The following is an 11,972-nucleotide window of genomic DNA, read 5'->3' as shown; positions in this document are numbered from 1 at the left end:
GATATCCCAACCTCATTCTTGGAAATCATCCTGAGAGTCTCCCACGACCGTCCTCATGAACTCCCCAATGCTTGCAAAATCGACTTCCGGAATCCTTGAGGAGGGGCCAGCGATCGTAATGGCTCCAATCGGATAGCCATTTCGATCGAGCAGGGGAGTCGCAACACAGTGAATTCCCTCTAATCCCTCCGAACGGTCAACGGCATATCTCATCTCAGCCACGCGATTGATTTCAGATCGAAACAACGCCGGTTTGTGAAGTGTTGATTCTGTGTACTTCTTGAAGCGAATCCGGGAAATCACCTCTTCCTGCTCATCTGGCGGAAGCATGGCAATGATCGCTTTCCCCGGTGCAGAGCTGAATGCAGGGCATCGAGCACCAAGCTGCGCGGAATATTTGAAAGGGTGCGTAGAGATCAGCTGCTCAAGTATGACGACCTGTGTCTCGACCAGACAACACAGCTGAACCGTCTCTCGAGTGGCCCGATGAATCTTGCGCATCGCCGTCAGGGCCGATTCAACAAACCCGCGACTGGCGTTTTGTGGTTGCCCCAGAAGCAGAAATTTATTTGTAAGCGAGAATCTCTTCGTGACTGGGTCCCGAAGAAGGTATCCAAGTCCCGCGAACTCCTGGGTGATTCTGAATACTGATGCGGTCGGATACCCGAGTTGTTCGGAGATCTCCGCGATCGACTTTGCACCGGACGTGCGGCCGAGAAATTCAAGGATCTCCATTCCCCGCTGAAGGGTCGGAACGGTCGACTTCACCGCGTCTTCCGCCATTAATCCGCACCCCTTCTGCTGAAATGACATCAATCGCCACAGATTTCAACAATGAAATCGATTTCACATATGAATACCTGATTCGACAGATTGAATCAACATTGATGGATTCAGGTCGCACGATTTCCACATCGGGGTCGGTCATAACCTGATGACGACAATGACGACGATTTCACCAGAGCAGGCCTCCCTTGAATCCACCTCCTTACAAAGTGATCTCAAGATTCGTTGTCGACTCTGACCAGACTCCATCGTGCATTGCGTGGAACTCTCAATCTCGTGAACGTTTTAGGCTGCCTGTAGCGGTCGCTGTTTTGAACGAGGCAGGAGTACTCGGGCAGGCAACGCAGGGGATTTCTGGAAGTGCTTACGAAGAACTCACGGAATCTTAAAGATTTCTTCATCTTAACATTCCATATTACCCGCCAGCTTTGAAGACAACACCAAAACAAGATGGACTCAGCCAGTGAGTCCTGAGAAATCCAGTTTCATTTGCCGTAGTCATTTCAGGTGCAATGAACGATTCTGTTGTTTGTCACACAGATCATTGACTCGACACAGTGCAATTGGAAATTTTGACATGAACACGCCGAAACCAAACAAGCTGTTTTCCGGGAGAACGCTGTTTGTCGCGCTGGCCGTTTTCACATCACTCGCTGCACTACAAACTGCAAGCGCAGATCACCCCAATCAAACTCGATCGGGCCAGTCGAACTTCGAACTTGTCCCCATCTCAGTGTATGAACACGGCCCGAACTCAGGTGCCGAAATCTCGGCATTTGATTCACAGTCCAAGCATCTGTTCACGGTCAACGGGGTGGCGAATTCACTGGATATTGTGGACCTCTCCCATCCACACTCTCCTCGCATTGTGAAAAGCGTCGACCTCTCGGCGGAGGGCCGACCCACCTCAGTGAACATCAAAAATGGAATGATTGCCGTTTCGGTGATGAAACTTGAAAAGGGAGTCCAAGGAAACGTCTTGTTCTTTGATGCCGCAGGCGTCTCATTCAATAGAGTTCAAGTCGGCTTTGAGCCAGACATGCTCACATTCAGTCCGAATGGCAAGAGTTTGCTGGTCGCCAACGAAGGGGAGCCGAGCAGCGACTACTCGATCGATCCGATTGGATCGATCAGCATCATCGATGTCTCGCGAGGATTGAGAAACGTCACGCAGAGTGACGTGACCGATGTTGGATTCGAACAATTTAACTCGCAGCGAGAAGCCCTCTCGCAAACAATCCGGATTTTCGCCAAAGCAGAAACAGTCGCACAGGATATCGAACCGGAATACATCACCGTCTCTCCAGATTCAAAAACCGCTTGGGTGACATGTCAGGAAGCGAACGCCATCGCGATTCTGGACATTGAATCGAAGCAGATTACCCATCTGCAAGGATTGGGATTCAAGGACCACCGACTCCCTCATAACGCGATTGACGTCAGTGATGAGGACGGTGGAATCAACATTCGTAACTGGCCGATTCATGGGATGTATCAGCCCGATGGAATCGCCAATTTTCAAGTGGGCGGACAGACCTATCTGATCACAGCGAATGAAGGGGAGCTACGCAATTTTGAAGCTCTCCCGGAAGAGATCCGAGTCGCAGACCTCCAACTGAACCGGAACGCATTTCCTGACGCTGAGACGCTGCAACTCCCGGAAAACCTGGGACGACTCAAGGTTTCCGCAGCTTTCGGCGACCACGATGGAGATGGACAATTCGAAGAGCTTTTCGTCCCTGGGGGACGCTCATTCACAATTTGGACAGATGACGCAAGACTCATCTACGACAGCGGAGACGAGTTCGAACGGTTGACGGCTGAGAAGCACCCGCTCTTCTTTAATTCGAATTACCCGGGCATCGGACTCGACGCACGAAGCCCAGCCAAAGGGTGTGAGCCAGAATCCGTTGCAATCGGACTGATCGATGAATGTCCCTACGCGTTCATCGCAATGGAACGCATGGGAAGCGTACTGATGTACAACCTCCGCGACCCCCGCGCACCAGTTCTCGAAGACTACATTAACACCAGTAATTTTGAAGGAACTCCGAGTGACATTGGGCCAGAAGGGGTCCTGTTCATCGCGGCAACTGACAGCCCAAATGGTCAACCACTGCTCGTGGTGACCTTTGAAATGAGTGGAACGAACAGGATCTTTGAAGTCCGAAAACGCTAAGACGACTTCGATTCGCTCAACAACTCTCTTCAGGTTTTGATTCCTTGAAAATATTCATGCGTATCTGGGATCGCGGTACGCGCCGCATTCAATAACAGAAAGCCATCATGATTCCGAATTCAATGATTACCCGCCGAGGCTTCACCCTGATTGAACTCCTCGTCGTGATTGCGATCATCGCGGTCCTTATCGCCCTACTGCTTCTCGCGGTTCAGCAGGCACGCGAGGCTGCTCGACGTTCGCAATGCAAAAACAACCTCAAACAACTCGGACTGGCTCTCCACAACTATCACGATACTCACAACACCTTTCCACCTGGCTCACTCGCAATGCGAGCGAATGGAACTGCCTACGCGCCCGGTGACTCTGAGCCAGGCCGGACGGCAGTCAAAGGGGGCTGGGGCTGGACAGTGTTCTGCCTGCCATTTATTGATCAGGCGCCGCTCTATCAGCAGTTGAGCCCGAACGGAAATAACTTTCCATCTGCCCCCAACGCCCTGACAAAAACGATCATTCCAATCTTTCTCTGTCCTTCAGATCCAGCACCAGCCATTGTCACAGCGACCGCGATGGGTGGCGACGGAGGCTCCATCGGACACGGCAAGTCCAACTATCCCGGAATCTACGGAAGCGGAAGCGTTGAGTATGTGGAAATCGATGCCGACAACACTCGCGGCATGTTCTGGTACAACAGCGCAGTGCGCATTCGCGATGTCACCGACGGTCTCAGCAACTCCCTGATGGTGACCGAACGCCGTTCAGACGGAGGCGATTCCGAAACCCGTCGCGGTTCGATCTGGGCAGGTAAAACTGATGGAACGACAGGAGCGAAGAACGTCGGCAATAAGTATGGCAATCTGGTGCGAGCAGACAACAACCCGGACTGGCTTGTGAATGCCACGAATATCTCTGACCCCAGTGCGAGCACAAACGCAGCGAGCAGCATGCACGTAGGTGGAGTTCACTTTGTCATGGGTGATGGCTCAGTTCGCTTTCTCAGCGAGAACACCAGTGGAGTCACCTACATGCTCCTCGGTCAAAAGTCAGATGGGCAGATACTCGGCGAATTCTAGAGCTCCGCTGACCGTGTGTCGCGCTCCGGGGGTGATCAACGCAGCGTTCGAACAAGCGATCACCAGCATTCGCCGCCACACTCCCCTGAAACAGCGGCTCATCCCGATGCCCTCAGTGTTCAGTTCACCGGCGGTGACCAGTGAGACAACAGATACCATCAATGAACAAGGATTCGCATTCGTTCTAGCTTCCCTGCTTGGAAATATCGGGTCACTTCACCGTTCGAGAGTCGCGTCGTTCTTCAAAAGCACTCATCATTTTGCAACACATCAACAACTCCATGTTGGGGATCTTCGATGCACAGATTCCAGTCAAAAACCTTCAGAGCGATCCTGGTTGTCGGTGCCGTTTGCATTCCCAGTCTGACTGGCTGCGGGGGACCAACTTCCGGAGTGGACCTGATTCCAGTACGGGGCAAGGTGACCCTCAATGGCACTCCTGTTGAAGGAGCGATGGTGATCTTTACCCCAGTTGGAAAAAGGCTTTCATCTGGAAAGACGAACGCCGAAGGTGAATACGTGCTCACATATGGCCAAGGCGAATCAGGAGCAGTGGCCGGAACCCACGCCGTCACGATCACCACGTATGTGGAAGCAGATAAGGACTCTGACGACCCGATCAAAAACAAAGGGCAGGCTGAAACGATCCCGCCAGAGTACAACAAGAATACAACGCTCTCAGCGAATCTGACCGACCGTCAAAGTTCTCGGTTTGACTTTCCTCTTGAGGGTTCGATGCCAGTCACCAAAAAGAAAAGGAAGTAGTGATCCAGCGAGGAAGATTCTCGCCAGGAAACGACCAAATGTTGCTGCCATAAAACAAAAAGCCTTCGTCCTCAAATGAGAACGAAGGCTGATTTTTTGAACCGATCCGAATTTGCTCGCAAGCTTCTCGTCGAGGGACGATTTGCAAGGCAAGTTCAATTCGCCACTCGACCGGTTTGAACTGCTCAAACCAGTCCGCATCGGCCTAGGTCAGGGATTAGATGTTCTGGCCGCCGCGTCCACCTGGACCACGTCCGCCTGGGCCGCCTTCACGTCCACCTGGGCCGCGTCCACCTTCTGGGCGGAGCTTGGAAACGTCGAATTCTGCACCGAGGAGTTCGTCATGCTGAGTCTTCTGAGCATCTGTCAGAACTGCCTTCACCTCGGCAACTTGCTTTTCACGACGAGCACGGCGATCTTCAGCCGATCCACCTTGTTCACCACGACCGAAGCCTTCGCGTGATGGTGCGTAGATCGCTGCAATCTTGGCTTTCTGCTCGTCGCTGAGTCCGAGGGCCTTTGCGAATTCTTCGTCAAGAACAACGCGTGATCCCTGGCTGCGCCATGTGATCTGCTGGAGACGCTGGAGTTGAACTTCGTCGAGAACTGCCGCAAATTTTGGCTTGAATTCTTCGTTCAATTTTGCAGCTCGGGCCTGTCCTTCCTTAGCCATTTCCTGGAATCGTTCACGGCGTTGTTCTTCTGAAAGATTCTGGAATTCTTCGCGATTGAACGAAGGACGTTGCCCTTCTGCAGGTCGGGATGCTTTCTGATATTCTTCGAGGAGAGCAGTTGCTTTGGCTTTCTGCTCTGCGTTCAACCCCAAATCTTCCTGAACAGCTGAGTTTGAGAGCAGTCGATAAGGCGAACCGCCCCCGAAACCGCCTCCAAAACCCCCACCAAATCCACCGCGACCGCCTCCACCCGGGCCCTGCGCCATCACAGGAGCTGCAGTCATCACCATCAAAGCCAGTGTACCGACAACTTTAAGTCGATTCAGCATCTCTTCTCTCCCTGTTTTCTGTTAAAGCGATACCCGAAATTCACCATCTTGGCCCCCTCTTTGTCCGGTCAATTCGGCAGTCTTAAGGGGATGATTGTGGACCAGAGCAAAACGTAGTGTCACTCCTATCCAATTCAACACTCGGATTCTGGAAAGGTTTCGTAAGATTTGTGCATTTCTGAACTTTGAAGAATTTCAAAAGTGATTGCTTTTGGCGAGCTGGGAGGAAAACGAAAACTATTCCGATCGCTGTATGGCGTCTCAAAGTGTGTTCATTGACCCATCAGGAAGTGGCATGGATAAAAAATACCCCGGAACCGTGTTGCACAGTTCCGGGGAAATCGATCCAAATCAAATCATAAATCCTTAATGAGGGTCACCGCTTGCCGAAAGCGGTCTCTGCCCCCTGCGTCCCTATTGATTGGGAGAATCCCGGCAAAGAATGCATCGAATCCAGCAATTGCCCTAAGACCGTTGCCTCAGCGGCCTCTGAACCATCGATCTTACGGCGCAAGTCATCCACACTCACAGAACTTCGAGACTGATTGGTAAGTCCGGTCACGACTGGATTCGCCGGATAGACTCCCAACAATGTGAAGTCGCGGAACATGATCGAGGCTGTCACCGATGCGTCGTTACTACGAATAGCAGAATCTCGAATATCCAGCTCCTGCAAATTCGTTCGTCCATCCGTTGTCACAAAGACCGCGAGTGACGGCTTGAATTGACTTTCCTGCTTCGGCAGTAAGTGGAGGAAAATCAGTTCGAACTCTTCCTCATCAACCGTGCGAAAAGCGCTCGACTCATCAAATCGCTGTCTTGAATACCCAAATGCCATCACCAGAGTTCTGGGGAGTGACGCCCCGGTCACACCGTCCTGTGCACCGGGAACAACGCCCAAAATCCGAAAACTCTTGACGGCATCTCGAATCATTTGATGAGCATCTTCCGTCGTGTTCCGGCTGACTTTCGAGACAAATGCTCCTCGAACATTCCCGGTGAAGATGAACTCGCCTTCTCGAGTTCGACACAGTTCAGGCTGAATAATCAATTGGTGTTTCGACAAATAGCTCTCAACAGGCACCTTGATGATGCCATTCATTTTTGCTCGTGCCGAAGCGTCCAGTGTCAGACCGACAGTGAATGCCGAGAAAAACTGACTGACCAGTTTTCCATCAACCTTTTCGGCATCAAGCAGGGAAGGATTTGCAGGCAAGTTGGGAGCAATCACCTGGCAAGCTCTTGACGTGGGGTTTGAAAACTCACTTCGCAGGGAATTTGTGTCCCAAGGAATGTGGTCCAGTTTCACGAGTGAGGAGATGGCGTTCTGGAGCTCGACGTCTGTGTGTTCGATCGGTTCAGCCGTTTCGAACTCGACGTCGCCATCAGACTGCGCACCTTCACCAATTGAGTGAGCAACTCTCGCTCTTTTGATTGTCAAAGCCTCTGGAAATTTCCCCTCAGCAAAGAAAGCATCCAACTGGTCTTTTGGAACCTTTTTCTGGATCACGATCACGACGCTTGCCACCAGCGCGGAGAACGTCAGCAACCCAAGTAATATCGAACGATTCAATTGTATTCCTCAAGTGAACTAGGGATGTGCAATGCGATTGGAATCCTCGGTCACACGATGAAATCCAAAACCTCAGGTGAAGAAGACAGCACTCATCGGCCGCTCATCATCCACTCACGCTTAAACCCTATACCTTTAATAATCTCTCCACCTTGAAATAAGGCAAGCCGACAAGCCGCAGATCCCTCACGAATTCTTCATATTCTCTACAATCGCTCTTTTGTCGCGGAGCGATGTCGAGTCGACGGATCGCCAAGCTTCCCCAGTCGGGCATCGACCGCCCCAACATCCCACTTCCATACCCGTCAATCACAAGCGTCCCTAAACCGGGGTACGCCACAACTGCTTCGTCGTTGTAAGATACCCCAATTCCCTCTTGATTGATTCGTCGTTCTTTGTCGCAGAGGGGTTGATTCTGCTCATGAACGGAAATCGCCCTGGGTAGGTTTCCCGATAATTCCCGAAACTCATCCCGACAAAATGTCACATCGCGAATGCTTCCCGGTTGAACTCCTCGCAATGCCTTGAACGCAGCTTCCTTCATCGTCCAAACCATTGGCAGGAGCCGTTTTTTTTGCTCGTCGTTCCACATGTCAAATTCAAGTTTCTCACCCGAACCGAGCGCGACCGTAGCGATCGCGTCCCAATTCAATCGAGAATGCCTCACTTCAATATCGACACCGATATCAACCGTTCGAGGCCCCACGGCGATCACTGTCCATCCACCGGAATGCGAGACGCTGACCGAAAATGTCTGCTTCCCCTTGTCATTTGCGATGGTCGGAGGCCCGCTGGGATTCCAACTCACTTCCCGAGCGGGAATCGACAACATCTGGCCAAATAACTCCCGTCCGACGCATCGTGAAAACTGGAATTGTCGTTTGGCCTTCGAAGTCCGATACCGACTGAGCCTCTCCTGTTCCGATGGAGACAGAGTTGACTCGTCAAGCTGATCGACACCGGAATCAAAAAATAACCAGGTGACGATCGCGGTTCGACTCGCATTCAACTCAATTCTCCACCGAGTTGGATTCGCTGGGAGAACTTTACCAGAAATTCTTGTGCCAATTCCGCATTAAAGTATTGGCAATTTGCACGAATCGTCAGAGTCAGCTTCTGATTCGTCTCGCACGAGGTGAGGCTCAACGGGTGAATCACGCCAAGCTGCATGAATCCTGAAATCCGATCGAGTACTAATCCGTCAAAATTGATGACACCATCGACTTCGTGAAATTTGTGGTGAAGTGCCCGAGTCGTATCCCCGAGACAGGTGTATTGAAGGGTGGGGACAAACCAACCCAACTTCTGAACTCGCTGCGCTCCCGATTTCACGCCGTCCGCCTTCGCGAGACCACGCAGAAATTCGGCACCGACGTATCGATTTTTAATGTATTTCATTTCATCGCGAATCCCAGCCAGAAGGGCGGGTTCATTTTTGATCTCGCTCACCTTTCGACGGAGGTAGGCGATCCCGACGCGATTACAGGCAGGAGTCCGTAAATCTGAAGGCCAACGCAGGTCGATGGGGTGCAAGATCATCACCCGTCCACGATGCATCAATTCTGGATAACTTTCTGCAAATACAGTGAATGCTGCAGCCAAACCGACATCGTTGATTGTGACGTTGTTCTTTTTAAGCTGCCCCCGGATCTGTGCAGTTTCCTCTTCGCTAAAACACCGTTCAAACTGGATTTCCGATGGCTGAACAGCGGGAAAACGCGGATTCAGGGTGATTGTCTTGCCGCGGACAGTGAGGTAGAGGTTTCTCAGACCCTCCCAGAATCCAATCGGAGGACTCGGCTTTCGATACACGTGTCGCTGAGAAAGTGCGTCGAAACGCAGGGTTGTTTGCTTCAATTCGCCAGGTATTAGCCCGATCAACTGCTGGTAAGTTCCAAACCACTCTCCCAACAACTGGCGGGCTCCTTGCCCATCACAACATGCATGATGCACATCGATCAGTATCGTGATCCCTCCATCAACCTGCCAGACCTGACATCGAACTCCCGCTTCCTCTCGGATGTTTATCGCGGCAATCGGAAGTTCTGAAACCTGGGCATCTGACAAGCCGCCGACATGCCACTGAATTTCCGGAATTGAGTCAGCCCGTTTCCAAAACAGTCCCAACGAATCTTCAGCGACGATGCTTGTCAGTAGCGGCTGACGGACAATTGCACGATTAAATGCTTGAGTCAGGTTTTCACGGTCGGGCTGACCTTGAAACCGCATCAAAACGCGAAACACCGGCGGATGAGCTGCATCATCCATAGACACAAAAAGACGCTCAATTGGCGCCAAACGCAACAAGTCGGAACTAGCTCGATTCTCGGGATCCGGCCCGAAAATTTCTCCGATTGACATCTGAGTCGAATTCCTTTCGATGCTCGTGAAAGTACCAGTCAAATGGACTCGACATCTATTCGTTAGACGTCACTGAAGCGACACAAAGTACTGCCCGGCAACCGCCGCTGGTCCCGCCAAAAGGGCACTCTTTTGCCAGTGACAACGATAACGCACAACCACCCCGTAGGCTGAGACCGTGTTATCAATCGCCCGCGAAGCCCGTTCTCTCAGTGCAATGCATCATCGATTCCATCGTCAAACCCGAATCGAAACACCACCATCGACAATGATCGTTTGCCCTTGAATCATATCGCTCATGGGACTTGCGAGGAATGTCACAACATTCGCGACATCTTCCGGAAGGAGGCGTTTTCGTTTCACGAGCATGTGCGCTCGCGACGATTCAAGAATCGAATCAACATTCGGCATCGAGGCAACCGCCTGCGTTTCAACCATCCCTGCCAGGACGCAATTGAAAGTGATCCCGTCTCCACCTAGTTCGAACGCCAGATGCCTGACCAAGCTTTCGAGTGCAGCCTTCGACACACCGATCGCACCATAATTTGGAAACGCTCGCATTGAACCATGACTTGAGAGGGCAATGAATTTCCCTCCGCCTGCTGCCTGCATCCATTTTTGAGCTGCCTGAGCGAGCCACAGCAATGGAGCAGCGTTGCTGTTCACCACACTTGTCCAGTTGGCAGGGCTCACATCCATAAGCGGCTTGAATCCGCCAGCAGCGGCGTTGCTGACGACGATATCCAATCGACCAAAGCGCTCAGCGACGTAGTCCACTGCAGACTCAATTTCATCGGCGTTCGAGACATCGGCTCGCAGGGCAACACTCTGTACGCCATGCGCCTGCACACGCTGCACAGTCTCAGTCGCTCCCTCTTTGGAGGACAGGAAGTTTACAGCGACGTTTGCGCCTCTCTCTGCGAGCGCAATCGCACACGCTCTCCCGATCCCACGACTGGCTCCCGTAACGAGCGCTGTTTTGCCCTGCAAATCCTGCATGTATTCTGTCCAAATCACTAATTGTCAATCACGTCACGGACCACTGTTCTCGTCCTCAGAGAAACAACGTCATTCCGATCGAACCGAGGCTTTTTGTGCCTGTAATTGTCCTTGTTCGATTTTACTTCTCACATATTCCTGAGAAGCATAAATCCGCTCTTCACAACGTCCCAGAATCCCGGGACGAGTTGCTGCCGCTGCTCCTGCCTGCACCAGCGCATACACAGCGATGTCCTCGTTGACAATTGTTTTACTCAATGTCCCCATGAACTTCCCCCAGCCAAATGCAACCATCCGCGGGAAGAAGCTCTTTTCGCGATCTCCCAATCCGTATTGCCAAACGAGCGAATGGCAAGTCGCTGGACCGGATGGATAAATCATTTGAATGAAACTCGTGCTGTCGGTGTGGGAGATCAACAGATTCGGGAAAATGTGGTGATGATGATAGATCCCGGTTCCTTTTTCACCGAGGATCCGAAGCACAACCTGCTCAGTTCGATCCAACAACGCATCGATCATTCTGGGCGGATGAAATTTGGCAGTGAAGCTCGTCCCTGTGTCGTGCAGGAAATGGGAGCTATTCGCTTCTGCCGGATCTGTGTGAAACGTATTCGGATGAACATAAGGGATATGATAACTCTCGAGCGAGTTCTCAACTGGGATCTTCCAGTTGGCCGTATAGTCAAAACGAAAACGTGTCGCCAAATGGTAGCGTGAGGTGGAGAAACACCCATTCAGCAGGTCGAATCGCTCGCCGATCCACTCACGCAACGTCGGGCCTTCTTCGCTCAGCCTGACGAAAACAAGATCCCCACAGCTATCCAGATGAAATCGATCCAGCGCGTATTTGGGTCGATCGAACTTCGGAAAATTGACTGCCCCAGGAATCTTCCGCGTCAGCCCATCTGCACCGTATTCCCAACCATGATACGGGCACTTCAAACTCTCACTTCGACCGCTCGCCTTCGTCGTGAGTAACGCCTGACGATGCGCGAAAACATTTCGCAACGCGACCAGATCTCCCTGAAAATTCCTGATCACAACCGGAACTCCGAGGATCTCCCTCGAGAGATAGTCGCCGTGGCGGGCCAGTTCGGTCTTCGTCCCAACGAGATGCCAAGATCTGCCAAAAACGAATTTACGCTCCAACTTCCACGATTCTTCGGAACTGTACTCCTGTGATGCCAGTGCGGGAGTCATCGAAGTTTGAGTAATGTACATTGCCAGCCAGCA

The 11,972-nt window shown here is 51.9% G+C and carries 10 protein-coding genes; 3 read left to right on the top strand and 7 right to left on the bottom strand.

Annotation, left to right across the window (positions count from 1 at the left end):
* Positions 1-12: 12 nt before the first annotated feature.
* A complete protein-coding gene (locus tag SH668x_RS11455; protein WP_437185194.1) occupies positions 13-813 on the bottom strand; it encodes an IclR family transcriptional regulator in 801 nt (266 codons plus the stop codon).
* A 550-nt stretch (positions 814-1,363) separates the two neighbouring features.
* Here SH668x_RS11455 and SH668x_RS11450 point away from each other — a divergent pair.
* The 3 genes from SH668x_RS11450 (at position 1,364) to SH668x_RS11440 (ending at position 4,803) form a co-directional block, all read left to right on the top strand.
* Positions 1,364-2,965 (top strand): choice-of-anchor I family protein, encoded by a 1,602-nt coding sequence (locus tag SH668x_RS11450; RefSeq protein WP_437185193.1) that lies wholly within the window; start codon positions 1,364-1,366, stop codon positions 2,963-2,965.
* A gap of 107 nt (positions 2,966-3,072) precedes the next feature.
* Positions 3,073-4,038 carry a DUF1559 domain-containing protein gene (locus SH668x_RS11445; protein ID WP_437185192.1) on the top strand — a complete coding sequence of 322 codons (966 nt, stop codon included), beginning with the start codon at positions 3,073-3,075 and terminating at the stop codon, positions 4,036-4,038.
* 297 nt (positions 4,039-4,335) lie between these two features.
* Positions 4,336-4,803 (top strand): Ig-like domain-containing protein, encoded by a 468-nt coding sequence (locus SH668x_RS11440; protein ID WP_437185191.1) that lies wholly within the window; start codon positions 4,336-4,338, stop codon positions 4,801-4,803.
* Between the two features lie 217 nt (positions 4,804-5,020).
* Here SH668x_RS11440 and SH668x_RS11435 read toward each other — a convergent pair whose 3' ends face one another.
* The 6 genes from SH668x_RS11435 to SH668x_RS11410 form a co-directional block, all read right to left on the bottom strand.
* Complete coding sequence (locus SH668x_RS11435; RefSeq protein ID WP_437185190.1) at positions 5,021-5,806, bottom strand: hypothetical protein; 786 nt, start codon at positions 5,804-5,806, stop codon at positions 5,021-5,023.
* Between the two features lie 376 nt (positions 5,807-6,182).
* Complete coding sequence (locus SH668x_RS11430) at positions 6,183-7,379, bottom strand: hypothetical protein (RefSeq protein WP_437185189.1); 1,197 nt, start codon at positions 7,377-7,379, stop codon at positions 6,183-6,185.
* A 127-nt stretch (positions 7,380-7,506) separates the two neighbouring features.
* A complete protein-coding gene (locus tag SH668x_RS11425; protein WP_437185188.1) occupies positions 7,507-8,388 on the bottom strand; it encodes a 4'-phosphopantetheinyl transferase family protein in 882 nt (293 codons plus the stop codon).
* Positions 8,385-9,653 carry a hypothetical protein gene (locus SH668x_RS11420; RefSeq protein ID WP_437185187.1) on the bottom strand — a complete coding sequence of 423 codons (1,269 nt, stop codon included), beginning with the start codon at positions 9,651-9,653 and terminating at the stop codon, positions 8,385-8,387. The genes SH668x_RS11425 and SH668x_RS11420 overlap by 4 nt, the downstream gene beginning before the upstream one ends.
* 324 nt (positions 9,654-9,977) lie before the next feature.
* Positions 9,978-10,739 (bottom strand): SDR family oxidoreductase, encoded by a 762-nt coding sequence (locus SH668x_RS11415; protein ID WP_437185186.1) that lies wholly within the window; start codon positions 10,737-10,739, stop codon positions 9,978-9,980.
* Between the two features lie 69 nt (positions 10,740-10,808).
* Positions 10,809-11,960: an aromatic ring-hydroxylating oxygenase subunit alpha gene (locus SH668x_RS11410; protein WP_437185185.1), complete on the bottom strand. Its 1,152-nt coding sequence runs from the start codon at positions 11,958-11,960 to the stop codon at positions 10,809-10,811.
* Positions 11,961-11,972: the final 12 nt, after the last annotated feature.

It is taken from the genome of Planctomicrobium mucosum, assembly GCF_051466335.1.
Classification (GTDB): Bacteria; Planctomycetota; Planctomycetia; order Planctomycetales; family Planctomycetaceae; genus Planctomicrobium.
Note: the sequence above shows the minus strand (reverse complement) of the source record. Positions and strands in the feature narration are given on the sequence as shown.